The sequence below is a fragment of the Nostoc sp. KVJ3 genome, from assembly GCF_026127265.1.
Taxonomy (GTDB): Bacteria; Cyanobacteriota; Cyanobacteriia; order Cyanobacteriales; family Nostocaceae; genus Nostoc.
The window spans coordinates 3,472,133-3,496,452 of sequence record NZ_WWFG01000002.1; the positions used below are offsets into that span (position 1 = coordinate 3,472,133).

18 protein-coding genes are annotated in these 24,320 nt (G+C 41.6%); 12 read left to right on the plus strand and 6 right to left on the minus strand.

The window, feature by feature from the left end; all coding sequences use genetic code 11:
* Window positions 1–59 precede the first annotated feature (59 nt).
* Window positions 60–779 carry a response regulator transcription factor gene (locus GTQ43_RS30970; RefSeq protein ID WP_265276455.1) on the minus strand — a complete coding sequence of 240 codons (720 nt, stop codon included), beginning with the start codon at window positions 777–779 and terminating at the stop codon, window positions 60–62.
* A gap of 523 nt (window positions 780–1,302) precedes the next feature.
* On the opposite strand from GTQ43_RS30970, the gene GTQ43_RS30975 reads away from it, so the two are divergent.
* Together GTQ43_RS30975 and ftsE are read left to right on the plus strand one after the other, a co-directional pair.
* Window positions 1,303–2,058, plus strand: a complete 756-nt coding sequence (locus GTQ43_RS30975) for a WecB/TagA/CpsF family glycosyltransferase (RefSeq protein WP_265276456.1) — start codon at window positions 1,303–1,305, stop codon at window positions 2,056–2,058.
* Window positions 2,059–2,283: 225 nt separating this feature from the next.
* On the plus strand, window positions 2,284–3,030 hold the full coding sequence (gene ftsE, locus GTQ43_RS30980; protein WP_265276457.1) for a cell division ATP-binding protein FtsE: 747 nt from the start codon (window positions 2,284–2,286) through the stop codon (window positions 3,028–3,030).
* Between the two features lie 53 nt (window positions 3,031–3,083).
* Here ftsE and GTQ43_RS30985 read toward each other — a convergent pair whose 3' ends face one another.
* Together GTQ43_RS30985 and GTQ43_RS30990 are read right to left on the minus strand one after the other, a co-directional pair.
* Window positions 3,084–3,851 (minus strand): armadillo-type fold-containing protein, encoded by a 768-nt coding sequence (locus tag GTQ43_RS30985; protein ID WP_265276458.1) that lies wholly within the window; start codon window positions 3,849–3,851, stop codon window positions 3,084–3,086.
* 172 nt (window positions 3,852–4,023) lie between these two features.
* Window positions 4,024–4,608: a hypothetical protein gene (locus GTQ43_RS30990; RefSeq protein WP_265276459.1), complete on the minus strand. Its 585-nt coding sequence runs from the start codon at window positions 4,606–4,608 to the stop codon at window positions 4,024–4,026.
* A 518-nt stretch (window positions 4,609–5,126) separates the two neighbouring features.
* Here GTQ43_RS30990 and GTQ43_RS30995 point away from each other — a divergent pair.
* The 6 genes from GTQ43_RS30995 (at window position 5,127) to GTQ43_RS31020 (ending at window position 12,396) form a co-directional block, all read left to right on the plus strand.
* Window positions 5,127–6,023 (plus strand): alpha/beta fold hydrolase, encoded by an 897-nt coding sequence (locus tag GTQ43_RS30995; RefSeq protein ID WP_265276460.1) that lies wholly within the window; start codon window positions 5,127–5,129, stop codon window positions 6,021–6,023.
* 654 nt (window positions 6,024–6,677) lie between these two features.
* Window positions 6,678–8,591, plus strand: coding sequence for a type I restriction enzyme HsdR N-terminal domain-containing protein (locus GTQ43_RS31000; protein ID WP_265276461.1), 1,914 nt, complete (start codon window positions 6,678–6,680; stop codon window positions 8,589–8,591).
* Between the two features lie 415 nt (window positions 8,592–9,006).
* Window positions 9,007–9,858 (plus strand): ABC transporter ATP-binding protein, encoded by an 852-nt coding sequence (locus GTQ43_RS31005; protein WP_265276462.1) that lies wholly within the window; start codon window positions 9,007–9,009, stop codon window positions 9,856–9,858.
* Window positions 9,815–10,669, plus strand: coding sequence for an ABC transporter permease (locus GTQ43_RS31010; RefSeq protein WP_265276463.1), 855 nt, complete (start codon window positions 9,815–9,817; stop codon window positions 10,667–10,669). Before GTQ43_RS31005 ends, GTQ43_RS31010 begins: the two co-directional genes overlap by 44 nt.
* A gap of 19 nt (window positions 10,670–10,688) precedes the next feature.
* Window positions 10,689–11,162, plus strand: coding sequence for a MarR family winged helix-turn-helix transcriptional regulator (locus tag GTQ43_RS31015; protein WP_265276464.1), 474 nt, complete (start codon window positions 10,689–10,691; stop codon window positions 11,160–11,162).
* Window positions 11,128–12,396, plus strand: coding sequence for an MFS transporter (locus GTQ43_RS31020; protein ID WP_265276465.1), 1,269 nt, complete (start codon window positions 11,128–11,130; stop codon window positions 12,394–12,396). The genes GTQ43_RS31015 and GTQ43_RS31020 overlap by 35 nt, the downstream gene beginning before the upstream one ends.
* Before the next feature lie 299 nt (window positions 12,397–12,695).
* Here GTQ43_RS31020 and GTQ43_RS31025 read toward each other — a convergent pair whose 3' ends face one another.
* Window positions 12,696–13,088 carry a hypothetical protein gene (locus GTQ43_RS31025; protein ID WP_265276466.1) on the minus strand — a complete coding sequence of 131 codons (393 nt, stop codon included), beginning with the start codon at window positions 13,086–13,088 and terminating at the stop codon, window positions 12,696–12,698.
* A 694-nt stretch (window positions 13,089–13,782) separates the two neighbouring features.
* On the opposite strand from GTQ43_RS31025, the gene efeU reads away from it, so the two are divergent.
* From efeU to efeB, 3 genes are read left to right on the plus strand one after another with little or no spacing between them, the layout of a single operon-like run.
* Window positions 13,783–14,616 (plus strand): iron uptake transporter permease EfeU, encoded by an 834-nt coding sequence (efeU, locus tag GTQ43_RS31030; protein WP_265276467.1) that lies wholly within the window; start codon window positions 13,783–13,785, stop codon window positions 14,614–14,616.
* Between the two features lie 31 nt (window positions 14,617–14,647).
* The gene (gene efeO / locus GTQ43_RS31035; RefSeq protein WP_265276468.1) at window positions 14,648–15,835 is read left to right on the plus strand and encodes an iron uptake system protein EfeO; all 1,188 of its coding nucleotides are present in this window, start codon (window positions 14,648–14,650) and stop codon (window positions 15,833–15,835) included.
* Between the two features lie 29 nt (window positions 15,836–15,864).
* Complete coding sequence (gene efeB / locus GTQ43_RS31040) at window positions 15,865–17,133, plus strand: iron uptake transporter deferrochelatase/peroxidase subunit (RefSeq protein ID WP_265276469.1); 1,269 nt, start codon at window positions 15,865–15,867, stop codon at window positions 17,131–17,133.
* A gap of 238 nt (window positions 17,134–17,371) precedes the next feature.
* Here the strand turns inward: efeB and GTQ43_RS31045 are convergent, their stop codons facing one another.
* Together GTQ43_RS31045 and recN are read right to left on the minus strand one after the other, a co-directional pair.
* Window positions 17,372–19,972 (minus strand): TIR domain-containing protein, encoded by a 2,601-nt coding sequence (locus GTQ43_RS31045; protein ID WP_265276470.1) that lies wholly within the window; start codon window positions 19,970–19,972, stop codon window positions 17,372–17,374.
* Between the two features lie 270 nt (window positions 19,973–20,242).
* Window positions 20,243–21,991, minus strand: a complete 1,749-nt coding sequence (recN, locus tag GTQ43_RS31050) for a DNA repair protein RecN (RefSeq protein WP_265276589.1) — start codon at window positions 21,989–21,991, stop codon at window positions 20,243–20,245.
* A gap of 239 nt (window positions 21,992–22,230) precedes the next feature.
* On the opposite strand from recN, the gene GTQ43_RS31055 reads away from it, so the two are divergent.
* The gene (locus GTQ43_RS31055) at window positions 22,231–24,225 is read left to right on the plus strand and encodes an ABC1 kinase family protein (protein ID WP_265276471.1); all 1,995 of its coding nucleotides are present in this window, start codon (window positions 22,231–22,233) and stop codon (window positions 24,223–24,225) included.
* Window positions 24,226–24,320: the final 95 nt, after the last annotated feature.

Consider the following 24,320-nt stretch of genomic DNA (forward strand, 5'->3'; position numbering starts at 1 on the left):
TTTCTCAAAGTTGTGAATTTCTCTTGATGATTCGGAATTGGTTCGCACCAAAATTACCTTTACCCAACCAAACCAGAACGCAAGGCGCGGACTGCTGCTTGGGTACGGTCATCGGCACATAGCTTATTCAAAATATTGCGAACGTGAGTTTTAACAGTTCCAACAGTTATATAAAGTCTTTCTGCAATTACTGCATTACTACAACCTTCGACAATCAACTGTAGCACTTCTAACTCCCTTTCTGTCAGGGTGTAAGGTTGAATTCCTTCCAGATTCTCGACATAATCAGGGTTAGAGGCAATAGTCTTAATATCTACAAAAGCTGAGTCCAACTTTTGGGGATTTTGTTGCGCTTGTTGTAATACAATTCGAGCGATCGCTGGATCGATCCAAGCGTTGCCATTGTAAGTTACTCGCACTGCTTCCAGCAAATTATCAAATTTGATATCTTTCATACAGTAAGAGTCCGCACCAGCAGCAAAAGCTGCCAACACAGCTTCTTTGTTATCTCGCAGTGTCAAAATTAACACCTTTGTAGCTAGCTGCTGCCCATTCGCAGTAGATTTTACCTCCCGTGTTAGCTCAATGCCATCTTTATCTGGTAAACCAATATCTACAATCGCAATATCTGGTTTTACCATTTTTAACATTCTTAGCCCTTCAGCAGCATTGGCAGCTTCACCTACAACTTCAATTTCATCCTTTTGGATTAGCGCTGTCCGAATACCTACACGAGTGAGGTCATGATCTTCAATCAGAGCGATACGAATTTTACTCATAGCCAACTTCAGCCCGATACACTACCTTAACCATAAAGTCGAGTTTCGTGACATATTCCCACACTAACTAAAAGTAGTATAGTGGGGGCTTCTGTTCCCGGAACCAGAGTTGCAAGTTGAGCGTTTTATACTGAGTGAATATTACACTTTAATAATAAAATTTGCACTGATTCAGCCCAAGTACAAACGCTCAGGACTTACGCAAACAATAGCCGAAAGCCTAGATTTTCAGGTAAAGGCAATTCATGTAAACGCGAAGCGGCTTACTCTACGAGTTCTCTAACAGAGTACCCGTAGGGTATTACCCCTGAGCGCGTGTAGCTTTGCGTAAGTCCTAGCTCTGAGGAATTCCCACTTTCAAAACCGCAAGCTCGTGGAGCCAAGGTTTAAGGTGGAGAAGATGTCAAGCTTTCTATTGTTGCAGGGCAATGGGAATCTTTCTTGCCTAAGTTCTAATATAAAAAATTTTGATAAACTTAACATTCAAGCAAAATCTGGTGTGAGGGTTACTCAAGAATAGGCTATGTCTAAAGGCAATCAAACATTTTCAGTATTGGGAATACCAGTTCATGTGATGGCTAACTATCCAGGCTGGTTGTTAGAATGTCTACAACAAGGCAAAGGAATTCATGTAGTCACGCTCAATGCAGAAATGACTATGCAAGCAGAGCAGAATAAATTCCTCGCTCAGGTCATTAAAAATGCTGAATTAGTAATTCCAGATGGAGCCGGGGTTGTTCTGTATTTGCGGTTACTATTATGGCAAAAAGTGCAGCGTTTTCCGGGGATTGAATTAGCAGAAAAACTTTTGCAAGAACTTGGGCAGCAGAAGACTGGAGCAAAAGTATTTTTTTATGGAGCAGCGCCTGGAGTAGCTTCAACTGCGGCAGATTTTTGGCAGCAGCAAATTCCAGATTTGAATATAGTAGGCACTCACTCAGGCTACCATTCTCCCGAAGAAGAAGCACAATTGCAACAAACTCTAGCCCAATTGCAGCCACAAGTGATTTTTGTCGGTTTGGGAGTACCACGTCAAGAATTATGGATTGCCGAAAACCGCCATTTGTGTCCTCAAGCAGTTTGGATTGGCGTTGGTGGTAGTTTTGATATTTGGTCAGGAACTAAAACTCGCGCTCCTGCCTGGTTAGGAAATAATAATTTGGAATGGTTGTATCGCCTTTATCAAGAACCTTGGCGTTGGCGGCGAATGCTGGCGTTACCAGCCTTTGCTGTGAAAGCTTTTGTTTATCGGTTGACAGCAAAAGGTGCAATTAGTTAAGAGACGCGATGAATCGCGTCTGTACAAGAGTGGGAGTAGAGACGCGATGAATCGCGTCTGTGGGGTAAGTGTTATTACTTAATTGATCTTAAAGACTGTAAAAATTTTAAATTTTCTTTGTTGAATTTTAAATTCTCAGGCGAAACCTGGGAATCCTTATTTTGATAGGAATGTCACATCTAAGCCGGCAAACTGTTTGGTTGTGAGTATGAGGAAAATTTAACAATGCCAGTATTAACAACTCAAGTTAAGAAAGACAAGTCCGTTCATAGAGAAGACAGTGAAAGTCAACAGCACGTTAGTAAGACTATTGCAAAGGTGATATTGCAATCTGTAAGCAAGACCTATACTAATGGCTCTCACGCCTTGTTGAATGCGAATCTTGAGGTAAAAAAGGGAGAATTTCTGTTTATCACGGGGCCAAGTGGTTCTGGGAAATCAACGCTCTTGAAATTGTTGTATGGCCAGGAGTTGCCTACACAGGGAGAAGTAATTGTTGATGATTGTAATGTAGCGGATTTAAGGGGCGATCGCTTGTCATTATTTCGGCGACGGATTGGTATTGTGTTTCAAGACTACAAGCTGATTAGCCAACGAACAGTAGCAGAAAATGTAACTTTTGTGCTGCAAGCTCAAGGGTATACCCGTAAAGAAATTCAACGACGTTTAGAACCAACTTTAAAGTTGGTAGGTTTGCTGAGTAAAGCTGACTGCTTTCCAGATCAACTATCTGGGGGAGAACAACAGCGAGTGAGTATTGCCCGTGCGATCGTTGGTACACCACCACTGCTACTAGCAGATGAGCCTACCGGAAATCTCGATCCTGATAATTCTTGGCAGGTGATTCAGATTCTCCAGAAGTTAAATTCCTTTGGAGCTACAGTAATTGTTACTACCCACGATGAACAATTAGTGCGGCGGTGCAATCATCCGGTAGTGCAAGTTCGCAATGGACAACTGTCTCGAAAATAAGAATTGGGCATTGGGCATTGGTCATTAGGCATTAATTAGGAATCATTATTTAACTAATGACTAATAAAGGTAGTATTTAACTTTTGCTGATACGGAGCGGTTTTAAGGGGTAGCGCTTGTAGGCGATCGCAAGCTTGTAAACTCTTAAAAGCTGCCTCTCGGATGGCAACTTCCTCTTCTCGACTGAGTAAGAGTTGCAAGCATTCGATAACATCTTGCTGCCCTGAAGAATCAACTCGTTGACGGCTGATGAATTTAGTTAGTTGACGGAGGGTAATCAACCGTTTCAAAGGATCTTTATCTGTTAAATTGACCAACAACCGATCGAGGTGGTCTTCCTCTCGATTTCCATAGAAGTTGACAATTTGCCATACCAATAAAATTAAAGTTAACAGGGTTCCCACGCCTTGGACAATGGCTCCGGCAGCAATCCAAGAACTGTGAGAGTCAACCCAAATTGCAGAGGCCATGTAAGTGCTGACGGTAGCAACACCACCACTAAGGACTGCTAAAGCTAACCGACGACTTGAACTGTTTAAGAACTTATGTATCTTAGACCAGTGCAATTGCCAGTCCCAATCCTGCATTGAGTAAACCAATACCATTACTCCAATGCCAATTAAGAGAGCCAATAACAGTTTCCAGTTCCACAACAACATAGCAACAACAATTGTCAGGAACCCAAGAAAGCCCCCAGGCCCAGAGAAATGCTTAAATGTTTGCTGCTTTGTAGCTCCCTTTGTCTTGAACAATGGATACGACCAGTTCAAATTGGGGATCTGGTCGATCAATTGCTGCCAATCAGACGAAGCCTGTGCCAAAGTGTTTACCTACTTGATTACGAAATTACTTATTGTATAACTAGGGATAAAGAAAGGGTGAAAACCCAAACCACACTATATCCGGTTTTTATCGACGGATAGTAGACTAGTACAGTATGGCGGAAATAAAGATAACATTTTCAATGGTTCAGAGCAAGGGCATAAAGGCTTTTTAAAGACAAAAACGAAAGTTATCAAGGGTGAATTGACCATCAAAAGCACAGAAGGTAACGCTGTAGATGTTATTCACATTTATAGATAATAAGGTATTGGGGGGAATTGCGGAGTCGGAATTGGCAAGATTAGAGCCTGGTAATGCCGTTTGACCGAGGAGTTGGCGATCGCGATCGTAGGCGGAAAGTACTAGCCGTTGCGAACTGGTCACAAAGGCGCTAACCGAGTTCACCGGATGCAAGAAAGTAGCTTCTAAAAATCCGCTTTTGGGCGCTCCCATTAATACTGTTAACCCTGAATAGCTTGGAAATGCTGGATTTGATGGCTGTATTGCTAAAGAATTGTGAAAAATTACTCCCCAGTGTTCATACTGGCGCTCTACTGCTTCAAAACACTTCAAGTCTTCTAAGTCTAAACAAATACAAGTAGGTACAGTAACTCTGCCAGCATCAATAATTGACTCGCCCTGATTCCCCCAAGCTGAAGCTTTAATTTCATTTTGGATATTAAGCTTGTCAAGCGCAAATTTAGCGTCTTCAATCGTTGGTAGTTTATTTGATTGAAGAGTAGCCTGTTTTACCATGACATCCCGCCTTAAAATTACCTAAAGAATAACCGGATTTATTAGTACATCAAAAGCTACTATTTCTATATGCAGAAATAGAGTTAATAGCTGATTTAAATGAGCATTTTGAGTTTTCTTGATGCTCAAAATTATTTATGAGTTTTCTGTTAGATTACCATAAAAACTTATGTCTTATTTGTGCTTGAGTGATCCTCGCTACCACGACAAACCCTTATAAAACAGTAATTACAACGTTAAATTACTTTTTATGATGAAAAAAAATCACCAAATCTTTACAAGTAATCGAGTAATTTTATATCTGCTTAATCTAACGGTAGCAAGAAGTCGTAGAGTGATTGGTTCGCCGATAATAACAATGAGTAGAGAGTTGGAACTTAATAAGTAAGTATTCTGGGATAACCCAAAAACAAACGATGACGCAAAGACATTATTAAATCCTCTTTCCGCGTCCTCGACCTTATAAGTCTATTCTGTTACTCGTATCAACTAATTACTACACTCAAGAAAAGATACTTATGTTTCAACCACAAGGATTTGAACAACGCTCCATAAATACCTCACTGGGTAGGATTGTATATTATACTGCCGCCGGTTTACCTTGGCAAGATAATGTAACCGCCAAAGACGATCGGGAAACTTTGGTATTTCTGCACGGCTTTGGTGGTGGATCTTCTGCTTATGAGTGGTCGAAAGTTTATCCAGCTTTTGCTGCCGAATATCGGGTGATTGCGCCCGATTTAATCGGTTGGGGGAGGTCTGAGCATCCTGCACGCAGTTATAAGATTGACGATTATTTGACTACGATTCGGGAGTTTTTAGAGCAGACTTGTAATAAGCCAGTAATCGCGATCGCTTCTTCTTTGACCGCAGCCTTTACAATTCGAGTAGCAGCAGCTCATCCTGATTTATTCAAGTCTTTAATTCTCACTACCCCCGCCGGACTTTCCGACTTTGGCGAAGACTACTCGCGTAGTTTTTTTGCCCAGTTAGTCAGCGTTCCCGTTGTTGACCGTTTAATCTACAGCACTGGAGTAGCTACCAGTGGAGGTATTCGCAGCTTCTTAGAGCAACGGCAATTTGCTCAGTCTAATCGAGTGTATGAAGAAATTGTCGATGCTTATTTACAATCCGCTCAACAGCCTAATGCTGAGTATGCGGCACTATCCTTTGTTCGTGGGGATTTATGCTTTGATTTATCCCTTTACATTCAACAATTGACCACTCCCACCGCTATTATTTGGGGACAAAAGTCAGAATTTACAGGGCCTTCAATTGGTCGCCGCCTTGCCGAAATTAATCCCCAAGCAATCCGATTTTTTCAAGAGTTGCAAGATGTGGGGTTAACACCGCAGTTGGAAGTGCCAGCAGTCACAATTGGGTTAATTCGCAAATTTTTGCCTTTACTTACTTAAAGTTAGTGGTTTTTTCAGTAATCAAAGCCCTAGAGAAAGTCATTCACACGTCAGTTGCTACAAGTCGAGGAACAGCAAGGGCGCACTAGCAACTCTATTGCCTCTGCGGTTAAATAAATTCCTTTTGAACCGCAGAGGCGCAGAGAACACGGAGAGAAAAAAGAAATTTTTCGAGTCACCTTGAAAGGACTATTAGTCTATGTCATAAGTTTTGAAAGGTTGGTTTATAATCAAAACCCTGTAGAGACGGCGATTTATCGCGTCTCTGCAACCCATCTAATAGTCCTAGAGACTGTTGGTTAATTTATGATGGGTTAGACCCCTCAACCCTAAAATCTTGGTTTAGGGTTTCTTTACCGCCCTGCAATAAATTGCGGGCTAATAGCTAAAGTGCGTTGAAACGCACTCAGATTAAAGACATTTAAGATAAATTGAGGTTGAGGGGTTAGACCTGCGAACAATTGCCAACAGTATCTTTCTAATCGCCGGGTATATTGGCAAAAGTGATATATTCTCATTCTATTTGCTGAATACAATATTTTAGTTTCATTATAGTATTCAGAATCACTATACTATCCCACCTGACTTGATAAATTGCTAATTACACAAACAAAATAAGGCATAGCAAGTTTACAATAGTGGGTAGATTATCTGATGACTATTCCAGAGTCAATTAAAAAATTTATTATATGGATACAAGGTTTTGACCATTATCTTTTACGAAATGAAGATGATGTCAAGGAAAAATTTATTTTGCCAATGTTTCACTATCTCTGTTATCCAGAGAAATGTCATCGTGAATACTCTTTAAAGACATCTAGAGCGGGAAAATACGGTAGAAATTCAGAAATTGCTCAGATTTATTACACAACAGATAATGTTGATCAACAAAATACAGATACCTCACTTGTTTTTATTAAAGCAATAAAACCACAAGAAATTAAATTAAATGGCGCTATTGAGCAAGCTAAATTTTATAGTCATCACCTTAATCTAATATTTTTTATTGTTACAAATGGATATCAAATAAAGGTTTTTAAGCGTCTGGATCACTATCCAGAAGAATTAATATTTGATACAACTATTGAGGCACTCAGAGATAATGATATTGCATCAAATTTTTATCATCAGCTAAATTTTAATTTGGTTAAAAATATTGCTAAAAATAGTAAATATAACTTAAGAGAAAATTTTATCAGCTACCATCCAGATTTGTCAGATTTTTTAGAAAAATGTGATTTTGAGCCTTCTAATACTAGAGAAGGCTACCGCTTAGTTGTTGTGAAAAAGAAAGTAGCGATCGCCTGTAATTTACCCAAACCTTTTGCAGAGGGTAATTGTCAAATAGAGTTCAGCAGCATCATTTTAAGAGGTCTAAAAATTTACTTAAACCATCAAGATATTTTAGGTCAACTAATGACTGGATTGCACACCAAGCCACATTGGGGATGTCGTAGTTGTTTTAAACAGTTAGATAGAAATACTTTTGAGGTATATTTAGGTCAAACAACTCTAATTTTATCAGAGTTAGAAGCAGCAGATTTATGTTTATGTATTGATGGAATTTGTCAAGAATATAAAAACCTAATCATCGAATTTGAAAATATTTTAGAAACATGGAATTTTGATTTTGTTAAAGATTCCAAAAGTCGAGGTTTTATCCTTTTTTCTGTTAAACAAGAATTATGGGAGTTAATGCAGCAATTTGCTAATGAGTTTGATTATACTAAAGGGAAGTCAGAATGGCATCTATTCCATAGAAAAGATATATCAATTAGGGTGAGTCGAGGAATTCACGATCATACATTTCTCTTCTCCAAAAACGATCCAAATTTTTCTTTATTAAATAATAATCAAATGAACATAATTTATGAAGTAAATGATGTTCATTTACAATCTATTGAGACAAATAAACTTACTTTATGGCAACAAGATATTGGAATTCGGGGAACCTGGACAGCGAGATATACCAAACAGTGGTTATTAGAGAAATATATCCCAAAAGTTATTCATTATTATTCACAAAAGTCTCATCTATCTGAAACTGAATCACTGGACAAAATCACAAATTATACCAGTGACTGTGTTTTGATTAGAGAAATTTATAATATTAGAGATTTAGCACCTTATCTTCACGATATACAATCTTGGCTATATATATATGTAGAAAATATTGCTGCTTCTCTGTTGAAACCATATTACCAAGCCTATACAAATTTGGTGCGTAATACTGATTCTTCCATAGCAGGTATAGATTATATTATCGGAAATTTGCGTAAGATTGAGTGGAGAAATACGCAAGAAGAAATTATTAATAATCCCAAGGACTCGAAAAACTTGACTTTTAAATATGCTATGGATTGCTTAGATCGGCAAGTAGCAAGAATAAATAATTGTGAATACGAGAATAGTTTAAAGGCAGATTTAATAACTCGGATATTTATTTGGATTATAGAAAATGGAAAAATTTCTTTTTCGCAAGCTCAATTAAATGCTGCTAAACAGGCTTTGCTACCACTTTGGGAACAAAGTCGTTTTGAAATGCGCCATGTGTATCCCAATCGATAGGGGAGCATCCCAAATGTGTAAGTTTAATTTACATAGAGTGTTCCAAAAAATAAATGATCCAAAACCCGTCATTGCGTTCGCGTAGCGTCTCGTAGAGAGCGAAGCGAACCAATCACAGCCCTTGGGATTGCTTCGCTTCGCTCGCAATGACAATTGGGCATTTTTTTACTTGGAGTACTCTACGGGATTGTGACTTACCCCAAAGGATAAAAAACGAACCGCAAAGGACACAAAGGACACAAAGGGAAGAAAATTGAAAAGGGTTTTCGCGTCAGTCCCGTATATTTTTGCCAAATTGGGATGCTCCCATCGATAAAGCTTACAGCAGATTTTTGTAACAAGTCTATTGACTTCAGACAAATATATTGACAAACTAATAGTTAGTTGAGCTAACTAATATAGGTGCATCAAACTTGTGACAATACTGACGGGAAAAACAAATCGATCGCAACCTCCTGGTGAACTAAGACCACCGATTTTGGAAACTCAGGGACTCACGCGCCGTTTTGGGAAGTTAACTGCTGTTAATAACCTGAGCATATCTGTGGAACAGGGTGAAGTATTTGGGCTACTTGGCCCCAATGGAGCGGGCAAAAGTACAGTTATTAAGATGTTGACAACTTTGCTACCTCTGAGTGCAGGGAAAGCAACCTTGGCTGGCTATGACGTGACTCGTCAACCCAATCCTGTAAGACGAGCTATCGGCTATGTACCGCAAGCGCTTTCTGCTGATGGTAGCCTGACGGGTTACGAAAACCTTTTAATCTTCGCCAAGCTGTATGGAATCCCAGCGAAAGGACGCGATCGCCGGATCTATGAGATTTTAGAATATATGGGTTTGCAAGATGCGGCGCAGCGTTTGGTACGAAACTACTCTGGCGGGATGATCCGCAAGCTGGAAATTGGCATATCAGTTTTACATCAACCCCAAATTCTCTTTCTCGATGAGCCGACTGTCGGACTAGATCCCATCGCTCGGACACAAGTATGGCAACTTGTGCTACAACTCTGTGCTGATTACGGCACAACGATATTTTTAACAACCCACTTTTTAGAAGAAGCAGACAGTTTATGTAACCGAGTAGCAATTATGCAGCAAGGTGAAGTTGTAATTACAGGTTCACCAAGTGATTTAAAAGCTTCTTTAAATCAACCAAACGCAACTTTGGATGATGTCTTTATTCACCATACAGGCGACCAGTTAACATCAGGAGTGAACTACCGTGACACAGCAAGAACCAGACGTACTGCTCAACGGTTGGGTTAAATTACCACCCACTGTCCGAGTAAATTTCATCTCTGCAATTAAAGAGCTAGTTACGAAAACTTTAGCGATCGCGGAATTGGAAATCCGTAAACTCCGCCACGATCCCACTGATTTAGTCGTTCGGGCTGTGCAACCAGCTTTATGGCTGTTAATTTTTGGGCAAGTTTTCACCCGAACTCGCGCTATTCCTACGGGGAACTTACCCTATTTGGACTTTATCTCTGCTGGTATTTTGGCTCAAAGTATTCTGTTTGTGGCAATTTTTAGTGGTGGAATGACGCTAATTTGGGAGCGAGATTTAGGAATTGTCCATAAATTTTTAGCTAGTCCTACGCCTCGTGTGGCGATGGTGTTGGGCAAAGCCCTGGCGTGTGGGGTGCGGTGCTTATCTCAGGTAGTATTCATTTACGGATTAGCATTTTTATTAGGTGTCAAACTAAATCTTCATCCCCTAGCTATTCTCCAAGTACTGCTGCTAGTCATACTGGGGGCGGGAACATTTTGCATTTTTTCATTAATTATTGGCTGTTTGGTGAAAAGTCGAGAAAGGATGACGGGTATTGGACAATTGTTAACCATGCCGTTATTTTTTGCGAGCAATGCCATCTATCCGATTTCGTTGATGCCCAGTTGGTTAAAGTTGATTTCCCATTTAAATCCGTTGACTTATCTGGTTGATGGCTTACGCAGCACTATGATACTTAATGGCACTAGCGTCTATGGCTTTGGTCTGGATTGTACAATTCTCTTATTAACATTAATAATTTTGGCCCTCATTGGTGGAAAACTTTATCCACGGGTGGCCATGTAATCAGGAGAACAACAAGCCCATGACCTTGGATAAACCTAATCAAGGTGCAACTTCCGAAGAATGTGCCGCTAGAGTAATGGAAACAGTTCCATTAGTGATGCGGTTTATCCGAGCGGATATGCGTGCCCATAGTGCCGCTTTTTTGTCTATACCTCAGTTGCGATCGCTCGCATTTATCAACCGCAATCCTGGGGCTTCATTATCTGACCTGGCAGAGCATTTAGGTGTCACGTCTGCCACGGCATCAGCAACCATAGAACGCTTAGTACAACGCGATTTTGTGAAACGCTGCGCTCATCCTCAAGAGCGGCGGCGGGTGCTGCTCAATTTGACTGAAGATGGAAAACACCATCTCAAGCAATCCCAAGATCAAACTCGCGCTCATATTACCGACCTGTTGAAAGGTCTAACAGAAGAACAAATTTCCAACATTGAAGAAGGCTTAACTCTACTAAAAAATGTCTTCGATAAAACGGAACTCAAAGCCCCATAACTCTGAGGTTGCACAGCACGATCCCTTTGCAGCCTTTAAGTTTGGAGACTATCGGCTATTTATCATTGGACGGCTAGTGCTGTCCGTGGGGTCGCAAATGCAAACTGTAGCTATCGGCTGGGAACTCTATGAGCGGACTAACTCAGCGATAGTTCTTGGTGGTGTGGGACTAGCACAAGTCTTGCCGATGATTGCTCTCACCTTGATTACTGGACATGTGGCCGATCGCCGCGATCGCAAACTCATCATGTTACTGTCAGTGATGCTGCTAGCTCTCTCCTCGCTGGCTTTGGCAGTGCTTTCTTATACGAAGGGTGCAATTTTTCTAATTTACGCTTGCTTGGTATTAACAGGTGTCGCTAGGGCATTCCTCAGACCTGCTAGTGATGCATTAATGTGGCAATTGATACCTGTTAGTGCGTTTACTAATGCAGCAACCTGGAATAGTAGTAGCTTTCAGTTGGCTGCTGTGATTGGCCCAGCCTTCGGAGGATTTGGGATTGCGCTACTAGGGAATGCTACAGGAGTTTATGTATTAGCTGCGATCGCTGCGTTGCTGTGTTTTATTTTAACAGTACCGATTAAAGAGCAAAAAGCCATCCGCACAACTGAGCCAATCTCACTCAAAGCGCTGTCAGCTGGTGCTAAGTTTGTTTGGCAGAATCAGTTGATTTTAGCAGCAATCACATTAGATATGTTTGCTGTATTGTTGGGTGGTGCGATCGCATTGCTACCCATCTTTGCCAAAGATATTTTACACGTGGGGCCAGTGGAATTGGGATATCTCCAAGCAGCCCATTCCATCGGTGCTTTGACTATGGCCATTACCCTGGCGTATTTACCACCGTTACGCAAAGCAGGCCCGGCCTTATTGTGGTCAGTGGTTGGCTTTGGCGTTGTCACAATTATCTTTGGACTTTCTCATTCCTTTTGGCTATCTATGTTAATGCTGATTCTTGGTGGCGCACTAGATAGTATTAGCGTTGTGATTCGCCATACATTAGTTCAAATCAGAACACCGGATCATTTGCGTGGTCGGGTTGCTGCTATTAATAGCGTGTTTATTAGTGCCTCCAATGAATTAGGGGGCTTTGAGTCAGGCTTGACAGCAGCTTTGTTTGGCCCCATCATTTCCGTTGTAGGTGGTGGAATCGGTACAATTTTGGTGGTGATTGCTACAGCCATGATTTGGCCGGAAATCCGTAAGTTAGGGGCTTTACAGGAATATAAATAGAAATACTTGTAGCAGTTCCCATTCAAATGTGGTACAACATCATCTCGTAAGGTGTAGGGGAAATTCATGAATTGCCCCTACGGGTGTACCTCACATAAATAAGAACCGCTATATCTATTTTCCATAAATAATATTTCTCCCACTCCAGCAAGAGATAACAATCACAATCTTGTTTCTTTTGCATAGAGTGGGATTTTTGTTTAGCGAAAGTTGTACATCGCCTAATTAACAGGTAGATAAACCCAGAGTTTTCGGATAATATCTAACTTCAATTCGCCCTTAAAGTTAGGCAGTTGGTACTAATGAATCGGGATATCGTTGCTACTAGCTCCGAAATTTGGGATGTTAACATTAGTTGGAATACCATATTTAGCAAAGTCAAAACTGCCATCAGTTGGAATACCATACTTAGCAAAGTCGAAACTGCCAGCCGATGGAATACCATAGCTACCCAAATTAAAGCTGTCAGCCGTTGGGATGCCATATTTTGCAAAGTCGAAGCTATCAGCCGTTGGAATACCATAGCTACCCAAATTAAAGCTGTCAGCCGTTGAGATGCCATATTTTGCAAAGTCGAAGCTATCAGCCGTTGGGATGCCAAATGCTCCTCCAGGTGCAAACGGATCGCTCAGGTTCCCAGGATGAAGACTATCAAAGGCGTTACCAGGAAAAGAATTTGCATCAAATGCCATTAGAGTTAATCCTCCTATTAGGATATAAATTTTGCGTAATCAAGAGATTTCAAAAAAGCACAATTGAGCTTAATTCTTAACTTTCTTATTGTTTTTTTATTACTAACATTGAGCTTTTTCGACTGAATTACAGAGTTTTTCCCTCAAATTCTATTGGACAAAAAAGCTTGTGATTAATGCTAGTTACCTGAAAAATATATAAAAATTAACTTGTTTTTACAATGAAAAATCCTTAGATGCCTGTGTCAAATCTTTAGATATTTTTCTACTGTAATTTGCAGGGTAAGCTCATTGAGATTTGTATAAATCTGACTTGACAAATGGGTATTATAACCAGTTCTCGTTTACGTGAGGTATATCCGTAGGGGAGTGGCATCGCTATGTTCTTACGCACACTTAACTTCAATAGTTGCGTCCAGGCGATCGCACACATATTATGCTGTTGATTTCACAAGGCTCAGATCCCCGACTTCTCACAGAAGTTGGGGATCTCGTTGTTCACGGTTGCAGGAGTTCTTTAATATTGGTTGACATAATTTACAATCTGTAATGTTTGACAGGCGGTAAATTCAACGAGAAATTTATGCTTCTAGGATTTTAGAGATTTTTTAACTCGTACTTATATACAAATATTCTCAAGTAAGTTATTATTCTCCTGATGATTTGATAGTAATTATAGTTAATAAGGTTATCTATGCTTTTTCCCTTCTTGATCATGTTCCGAGAGGGCGTTGAAGCTGCGCTTGTCGTGGGGATAATTGCCAGTTATCTCAAGCAAACTGGGCGTACCCATTTGATGAAGTCAGTTTGGATTGGCATCGCATTAGCGACTTTTATTTGTCTCGCAGCTGGGATTATTTTGCAAATAACCAGTCAGGAGTTTCCGCAGAAACAACAGGAACTATTTGAAGCGGTAATTTCCCTCGTCGCAGTTGGGGTTCTCACCTGGATGGTTTTCTGGATGCGTCGTGCGGCTCGTTCGATGAAAGGCGAGTTACAGTCTCAAATTGAAACTGCCATTCAGTCGGGAGATAAATGGGGTACAGCACTGGTGTGGATGTCATTCTTTGCAGTACTGCGGGAAGGTCTGGAAACAGTAGTGTTTCTGCTGGCCACATTTCAGCAAAATTTGGGAATTCAAGCTCCCGTGGGGGCATTGTTTGGATATGCAGCCGCACTAGCCGTCGGTGTAGGCATCTATCAGGGTGGTATCCGCATCAACTTGAAGCGATTTTTTAAATGGACAGGAGCCTTCATTATCCTGGTTGCGGCTGGACTCTTAGCAAGTGGGGTGAGAGCTTTTCATGAAGCTGGAGTGTGGAATTTACTGCAAACAGTGTTATTCGATGCTAGCGGGGTAGTACCTAATAATGGGTTTCTTGGTTCACTTTTGGTAGGATTTTTTGGCTATAACGATGCCCCAACTGTCAGTGAGGCGATCGCCTATCTTGGCTATCTAATTCCTACCATGTCGCTGTTCTTCTTAGGGGATAACGCTAGACAGAAGACTACAGCAAGTCATTCTTAGCTACTTCAATAATTTTTAGGAAAATACAACAATGAAAAATCTTTTAAAGTATTCAACAATTATCTGTCTAATTGCCTTGACAGTAGCTGCTTGTGAATCCAACAAATCAAGCGATACTTCTACGAGTAATTCTCCAGAGGCTAAGGTCGCTAGTGATACTTCTAGTAGCAATACTACCGAAACTGCTTTGGCTGTGACAGATACAGGTTGCGAACCCAATCAACTGACAGTAACATCTGGGCAAAACAGCTTTGTGCTGACCAACAAAAGCAGCAAACCTGTGGAGTGGGAGATATTGTCTGGGGTGAAAGTCGTTGAGGAAAAGGAAAATATTGCTCCTGGCTTCGTTCAAAAACTCAAAACCAATCTAGAACCGGGTGAGTATGACATGGCTTGCGGTTTACGCAGCAATCCCAAAGGGAAACTCACAGTCAAGGCTGGAGGAGATTCTCAAGCCAAAGGGACTGTAGATCAGGGTCAATTAGTCGGTGCGATCGCAGAATATAAAGTCTACATCATCAAAGAAATTGACCAGCTGGTTGCTAAGACCAAGATATTGACAGATGCCGTCATTGCTGGCGACCTTGCCAAGGCTCAAAAAACCTATGCATCTGCCCATCTTCACTACGAACGCACAGAACCCGTAGCTGAATTGTTCTCAGACCTCGACAAAAGTATGGATTCCCGTGCTGATGACTTTGCCAAAAAAGAGGCCGACCCACAATTCACCGGATACCATCGCTTAGAGAAAGCTTTATTCCAGGACAAAACGACAAAAGGCATGAAACCCTATGCCGAAAAGCTACAGAAAGATGCACTAGATTTACAAAAGCGCATTGCCACCTTGACCATTGAACCGAAAAATATGGTTGGCGGTGCTGCTGACTTGATTGAAGAAGTGGGTAAAACCAAGATTTCTGGAGAAGAAGACCGTTACAGCCGGACTGATCTATGGGACTTCAGCGCTAATGTCGATGGTTCCCAAAAGATTGTCGAGTTATTGCGCCCCGCCATCCAAAAAGCCAACCCAGAACTATTGGCGCGTGTGGATGCAAATTTCACCAAAGTTGACCAAGGACTTGCTAAATACAAAACCCCTGATGGTGGTTTTGTGAACTACGACAAGGTGAGTGAAACAGACAAGAAAGAGATGAAAACAGCGATCGCTGCTCTTGCTGAAGATTTATCTCAATTGCGCGGCACTTTAGGCGTTAATTAAATTTTTGAAAATTCCTATAAAAGTAAACTATGTCAAGTTCCGAACAACCAAGGTTACGCATTACTCCCCGGATTAGCCGTCGTGATTTGCTCATTGGCATGGCAGCAGCCGGTGGAGTAGCAGCTTTGACCAGTTTGGGTTATCGCAGTCTTTCGGAAACTACCGAAGACCCATCTGAGGAGACTGTACCCTTTTTTGGTATTCACCAAGCAGGTATTATTACCCCTGTGCCGGCTTCTGCCCTGATGGTGGCATTTGACACAACTGCTAAAACCAAAGCGGATTTAGTGCGGTTATTTCAAACCTTGAGCGATCGCATTCAGTTTCTCATGGCAGGGGGAACACCAAAACTCCGCGACTCCAAATTTCCACCCAATGATTCGGGAATTCTTGGGCCTGTAGTGGTTCCCGATAACCTCACCATCACCCTAGCAGTGGGGGATTCGCTCTTCGATAACCGTTTTGGACTTGACAAATTAAAACCCAAGCGGTTAAGCACTATGCCAGGTTTTTCCAATGACCAACTTGATCCGGATTTGTGTCATGGGGATATACTGCTGCAATTTTGTGCCAACACAGAAGAAGCGAATATCCATGCTTTGCGGGATATTATCAAGAATCTGCCTGACTTGATAACTCTGCGTTGGCAAATAGAGGGTTTTCTACCACCCAATACTCATAAAAAGCTTGGCAAAACCACGGTGCGAAACCTACTTGGTTTCAAAGATGGTACAGCAAATCTAGATGCGAGCGATGATAAATTGATGAACCGGATTGTTTGGGTAAAGCCAAACACCGGCGAACCAGCTTGGACAGCAGGGGGAAGCTATCAAGTAGTGCGGGTAATCCGCAACTTAGTCGAACGCTGGGATCGGACACCACTACAGGAGCAACAGACAATTATTGGCCGCAGTAAGGATTCTGGCGCACCCTTGGGGATGAACCACGAGAAAGATATTCCTAATTATGCTCAAGATCCCAAAGGTCTACAAATCCCTTTAGATGCCCATATCCGCCTTGCTAATCCCCGAAAATCAGAATTGGGTTTGATTCTGCGGCGTGGTTTCAACTATTCACGCGGGTTTGACAAAGCTGGACAGTTAGATATGGGTTTGTTGTTTGTCTGTTTTCAGGCTGACCTAGAAAAGGGCTTTGTGACGGTGCAAAATCGCTTGACTGGTGAACCTTTGGAGGAGTATATTCGCCCCATTGGGGGTGGATATTTCTTTGCCTTACCTGGTGTTAAAGCTGTTGGAGGTTATCTTGGTCAGTCATTACTAGAAGCATCATCGGTGTAGATTTATCTTTAATTTTTTGCCGATGATTAAGTAGCGATCGCCTTTGTTGTAGGCTGATAAGATCGCTCTGATTGATAAGTTAAGACTGAAAGCAAGTGGCGCTTACCGCAAATTGGACAGGTACAGTACAATTCGGTTGAATAAATTTATCACCTGTTACAGGTGTTGAATAAAATTGTTGTGCTTCCTAGCGTTTGACATTTTTCATTTTAAAAATTTATATGTAGGCGATCAAAACTCAATACCAAACCCTAATAGTATTATCGTAACTCCCACTAATGAGGGTTTGACCATCAGGACTGAAGATAACTGAAGTAACCCCTTTTGAGTGACCAGAGAGAGTCTGGAGTAATTCTCCAGTAGCTAAATTCCACAGCTTGATGGTCTTGTCTGAATCACAGCCACTAGCCAGAATTTGTCCATCCGGGCTAATGGTAACTGACAGTATACCGTAACCAAAAAACGAAGATGAGTGCCCAGAAAGAGTTTGGCGCAGTTTCCCTGTTGACAAATTCCACAGCTTAACCTCACTACTGTAATTACCACTAGCAAGAGTTTGTCCATTAGGGCTGATGGCGATGGACTTAACCGACGAAATAGAATCAGCAAGGCTGAGAATTTCTTTGCAAGTACTTATAGACCAAAGTTTGATAGTATCGTCCGTACTCCCACTAACAAGGGTTTGCCCGTCAGGACTGAAAGCGATTGACTGAACATAACCTGAATGTCCAGAGAGGGTACAGATTTCTTGCTTTGTTTTCAAACTCCACAGTTTAATGGTTTTGTCATCACTACCACTGGCGAGAGTCTCTCCATTGGGACTAATAGCAACAGTTGTAACCTCTTTAGAATGCCCGGTTAGAGTGCCAATTTCTTTACCAGTTTTCCAGTTCCACAATTTGATGCTTTTATCATCACTGCAACTTACGAGAATTTTCCCATCTGGACTGAAGGTAACTGCACGAACCCAGAATGAATGCCCTGAGAGAGTGCGAATTTCTAGCTTTGTTTCGAGATTCCAAAGTTTGATGGTGCGGTCTTTGCTGCCACTAGCAATTATCTGACCGTCAAGACTAATAGCAACTGAACAAACCCCAGTAGAGTGACCAGTGAGTTCAGTGAAAGATTTATAATTTTTCTTAGCTGGCTGGTGTTGTTTCGGTGTTTCCCATTCTTTCTGCGGTTGAACCTCTAGTTGTTGGACTCTTTCTGCTTTTTGTTGTTGCTGTCTTTGTGTCTGTTCCGCTTCCAGTTTACCTTGATACTTAGCTTCTGCTTGAGCAAGAATTGGCTGTTCAATCCGGGTTACATCTTCGGTTTTAAGTCCTAAAGACTGCTGCCAACTGTTGATTCTATTACGAACAACTTCACTGAGTGGATATTCTCCTTCAACAGCTTTTAAAAATTCCTGTTCGTAATGTCGCAGCTTATTCTCATACTCTTCTTTTTTTTGCTGCTTTTGTAGTTCTAGTTGTTTTGCTTCCGCTTCCTGTTCCTCTTGCGATTTCTCTTGGTAGTTAGCTTCTGCTTGAGCAAGAAACGGTTGTTGGATGCGGGCTACATCTTCGGCTTTAAGTCCTAAAGATTGCTGCAAACTGTTGATTCTATTACGAACAACTTCACTGAGTGGATATTCTCTTTCAACAGCTTTTAAAAATTCCTGTTCGTAATGTCGCAGCTTATTCTCATACTCTTCTTTTTCTTGCTGCTTTTGTAGTTCTAGTTGTTTTGCTTCCGCTTCCTGTTCCTCTTGCAATTTCTCTTGGTAGTTAGCTTCTGCTTGAGCAAGAAACGGTTGTTGGATGCGGGCTACATCTTCGGCTTTAAGTCCTAAAGATTGCTGCAAACTGTTGATTCTATTACGAACAACTTCACTGAGTGGATATTCTCCTTCAACAGCTTTTAAAAATTCCTGTTCGTAATGTCGCAGCTTATTCTCATACTCTTCTTTTTCTTGCTGCTTTTGTAGTTCTAGTTGTTTTGCTTCCGTTTCCTGTTCCTCTTGCAATTTCTCTTGGTAGTTAGCTTCTGCTTGAGTAAGAATCGGTTGTTGGATGCGGGCTACATCTTCAATTTTGATACCTAAATCCCTTTGACGAAGTTCCAAATCTCTTTGAGTTTGATCACTAAAAGGATATTCATGTTCAATTACTTTAATAAGAGTTTTCTTATATTTCTGTAAATTTTCTTCATACTTTTTCCACGGTTCAAATGCAAGTTTTTCAATCTCACTGGCATCTTCAGGTGTTAATCCTAATTCATCTCTAAGTTCATCTAGCGTATCGCGTTCTGGCAAAGAAATCTTTCCATCTGATAATGCCTCTTCAACCTTCTTTTTATACTGATTTATAGCAATCTCTTTCTGCTGTAATTTTTGTTGACGCAACTCACGCAAATTATTAGCTGCAATCCGAATCCCTTGAGTCACACTCAAGAAAGCTTCGTCTTGATTACCCCAAGATGTTACAGGTTTAGCATCTTTAGGATAAGCTTGGAGTTTACCGAATGCAGCACCTGACCAGTTAACTGGACGTAGAATAATTGGGACAACTAACGCTTCTCCAGCCTCATGTCGCTTCATGGCTAGCTTTAGCTCAATGTCATAGCAATAGTCTGACGCTAAAAAATAAGCACTAATCAGCAATAAGATGATGTCAGCCTTTCTGAGATTATTATCGATTTGGTTTGCCCACTCAGAACCTGCTCCAATCTGGCGATCATACCAGGTCGTGATCTCACCCTGTCGCTGCATAATAGCTAGGTGGGTTGCTAATTCCTCTCGAAGTAATTCATCTTTATGTGAGTATGAGATAAAAAGCTCTATTGATTCATTGGACATCTGAACCTCTTAAAAGATAATTGACTACATAATGCTGATTAATTTAAACGTTGATACTTTTTTAAGCAGCCTCAAAATGCAAAGCTAAAGCAGAAAATATAGATATTTTTTATAAAGAGTAAATATACAGTATTTAAGTGCATAAAACTGTTGGAAGCGGAGAATCTTAAAGATTAGCTGGATATAATAAATATAATTACTTACTTAACTACTTACTTGAGAAAATAGTTTCCGGAAAATATGTGGTTAATTATTTAATAATGCTACCGATCAACTTTGCTCCCCGCGACGGTGGTTAGCAGCTTGCAATAAAAGAGATTCGGCAAAAGCGATCGCATCACTTGCAGATTTACCACCAGCTAACTGTGCCAATTCTTCCCGGCGAGTAGTTAAATTGTCCAAGGTAGTAACTCGCACAACGGTACGCTGTTCAGCGTTGCCATTGTTAGCTTTTTTACCTTTGCCTTGATTAATAGTTTGCTTATCCACCCGGAAATGGCGATCGGCCATTGCCGCAACTAAAGGCTGGTGGGTAACACACAATACTTGGTTGCGTTGACTTAGCTGGTGTAATTTTTCCGCGATCGCTTGGGCGACTCTTCCCGAAACCCCGACATCAATTTCATCAAATACCATTGTCCCAACCACATCAACCTGAGAAAAACAAGCTTTCAGCGCCAGTAAAAAGCGGCTCATTTCCCCACCAGAAGCAACTTCTGTTAAAGGTTGCAGTGGTTCGCCAGGGTTGGAACTAAATGTAAAAGTAATTTTATCTGCTCCCATAGTAGTGGGGAAAGTTGGTAATATCTCAACTAGAAACTTCACCTTTTCCATCGCTAAAGGCTTGAGTTCAGCTATCAAACGAGATTCTAAATTAGCAGCCGCTTTACTCCGCAGTTGAGTTAACTGATTGCTGGCTTGAGTGAGTTTTTCTAAACACGCCTTTTCTTGCTGTTCTAGCTTTTCAATCGATTGTTCGCTATCGTTAAGTAAGGCTAATTCCCCTTGGATACGCTGGTAATAAGCGATCGCTTCGGTAAGCGTCGGCCCATACTTACGACAAATTTGCTTTAATTCCTGAGTCCGTTCTTCCACCTCTTCCAATCTCTGCGGATCGGCTTCCAAACCATCCCCATAAGCATTGATTTGTCTTCCCACTTCCATTACCGCAGCTTGCGCGTCCCTAACCAATTCTAACAAGTGTTGTAGTTGGGTATCGTACTCCACCATGTCATTTAATATCGCTTCACTGTCTCCCAACAAATCTGCGGCGGCAGGAGTTTCACGATCGTTTTGATACAAAGCCTCATAGACCTTGTAACTCATCTGTTGCAAATCGACGACATGATTCAGGCGTTCCCGTTCTTGTCCCAACTGTTCCAATTCATTAGGTTCGCACAGATTAGCTGCTCCCAATTCTTGTACTTGATAAGCAAGCAAATCTAGTTGTTGTAAACGTTCCCGTTCTGATGTCCGGCGTTTTTCTAGCCCTAAATGCGCCTGTTGGTAAGCACTAAAGCTTGTGGCTACTTTATGGCGCTGTTGCATTAAAGAATCGCCACCATATAAATCCAGCCAGTCGCGGACTTGGGCAGATTGTCCTACTTGTACAGTTTGACCTTGGGCTGTAATTTCCACCAAGCGATCGCGCATTCCTCCCATAATCTGCCGATTTACCAACACACCATTCACCCGCGATCGACTGCGGATATTACTAGCAGTTGCTGTAATTTCTCGGCTAATGACTACAGAATTTTCATCAAGTAAATCTATTTCTTGTTCAGTCAACCAAGCCGCTAGGGAGGCATTTGAGGTGAAAGTAGCTTCTACCATCGCTCGATTTGTCCCCGTACGAATCACTCGACTAGAGACTTTACCGCCTAAAGCGGCATCAATAGCATCCAAAATAATCGATTTTCCAGCGCCGGTTTCACCTGTCAACACATTTAATCCCGCGCCAAATTCCAATTCTAGTTGGTCGATTAGGGCAAAGTTTTCAATTCGCAGACAAAGCAACATCAAGCCAAATTCTCCATGAAGGCAGATGCCGGACACTTCTAATTTACAGGACAATAAGTATGATCTTTCAGCTAACTAGCAATACCTACTACTATTAAAATAGTATGCCCGTTTAAGTGTAGCAGACCTATAAGTAGTAGGGAGTAGAGGGGGAGCAGAGGAAAAAAATAACCAATGCCCAATTTCTAAACATATTGTTACAATACTTAATGTGATCGTTCTGACTGGTGGCCTTTTTCATGATTGTTAAGACACTTCCCCCTAGTTCCCGACCGATTCAGGAGGACAGTCGCAACGGCACAAATCGCCGAGGCGAACTGGACGTTATTGATATTGATGTAGTGCCGGAAAATGGCACACCAAGCTTAGTTGTGCGCTCGCCAAGACTCTTAGCTGCCCAAAAGGTTAGGACAGCAGCCCAACCTGAGATACTTTACAATGCTGCCAACATAGCGGCGCATTATCAAAACAAACCTCTGCAAGTTGCCCGCCGGATTTTTGCCGTATTGGGGCCGACTTTATCCTTTGCTTTTGGTTTGTGGTCGGATAGTAAACGGGGAATTGTCGTCAAAAATGACCGCCGCCGAGCCACTCAGCTACGAGTATTGCTGACCCAACTAGGCCCTGCTTACATTAAAATTGGCCAAGCTTTATCTACCAGACCGGATCTAGTTCCTCCCGTATATCTAGAAGAATTAACCAAGCTACAAGACCAATTACCACCTTTTCCCAACGAACTGGCTTACCAGTTTATCAAAGAAGAACTAGGCGCACCTCCAGAAGAGGTTTATGCCGAACTCTCTGCCGAACCAATTGCTGCGGCTTCCTTGGGGCAAGTCTATAAAGGTAAGCTAAAAACTGGTGAAGAAGTCGCCGTAAAAGTCCAACGCCCCGACTTAAGAGAGCGGATTACCATTGATTTGTATCTCTTGCGTAATCTCGCCGCCTGGGTGCAGAAAAAAGTCAAACGGGTAAGAAGTGACTTAGTTGGGATTCTCGATGAATTAGGCGATCGCATCTTTGAAGAGATGGACTATATTCATGAAGGTGAAAATGCCGAAAGATTTTTTGAGTTATACGGTCATATAAAAGACATATATGTACCGAAAATTTACTGGGAATATACTAATCGTCGCGTCTTGACGATGGAATGGATTAACGGCACAAAATTAACCCAGACAGCAGAAATTAGTGCCCAAGGCATAGATGCTCGTTATCTAATTGAAGTAGGTGTCCAGTGTTCCTTGCGCCAATTGCTAGAACATGGATTTTTCCATGCCGATCCCCATCCTGGTAATTTATTAGCAACACCAGATGGCAAATTAGCTTATCTCGACTTTGGGATGATGAGCGAGATTAAGCCACCACAGCGTTATGGTTTAATTGAAGCGATCGTCCACGTCGTCAACCGCGACTTTGAAGGATTAGCAAAAGACTACGTTAAATTAGACTTCTTATCACCAGAAACCGACTTAACACCAATTATCCCAGCTTTTGCCAGAGTCTTTGCTGATGCCCAAGGAGCTAGTGTTGCCGACCTTAACATTAAAAGCATCACCGATGAACTATCGGCTTTGATGTATGAGTATCCTTTCCGTGTACCACCCTACTACGCCTTAATTATTCGCTCCCTTGTTACCCTAGAAGGGATTGCAATCTTTATAGATCCGAACTTTAAAGTCCTCAGCGAAGCTTATCCCTACGTTTCTAAACGCCTGTTAACAGACCCAGCGCCGCAATTAAGAGCATCATTGCAAGATTTGCTATTTAAAGATGGTAGATTTCGCTGGAATCGCTTAGAAAACTTGTTACGTAATGCGCGTAATAGTCAAGACTACGACTTCAGCTTAGTACTGAATCAGGGCATAGAATTTCTGTCATCTGAACGTGGTGCTTTCATCCTTGACAAGCTAGTAGATGAATCTGTTAATGGACTCGATGCTTTAAGTAAAAATGTTTTGCATAACTTCACCTCTCTATTGCGGGAACGAGTTGGATTGACAGCAGTTAATGAAACTCCAGCAGCGACAGTTGAGCAACAACAAACCTTAGAGCATATCAAACATATATTAGGTATTTTGCGAGAAACACGAGGCTTTGACCCACTGCAACTTGCGTCCCAAATTTCCCAGTTATTTGTAAATTCAGATGTACAACGTTTGGGTCAACAAATTGCCAGTCGCTTCACCCAAAAGGCTGTAGCCAGGATGATTCGGCAATTATTAGCAGCCTAGTAGAATTTATGAGGTGAACTACCCCGCCGTCAGACGGACGTAGCTCTCCCAATTCATCGGGAATAGCCTCCAGAACTGCGTAGTTCTATTGGTCT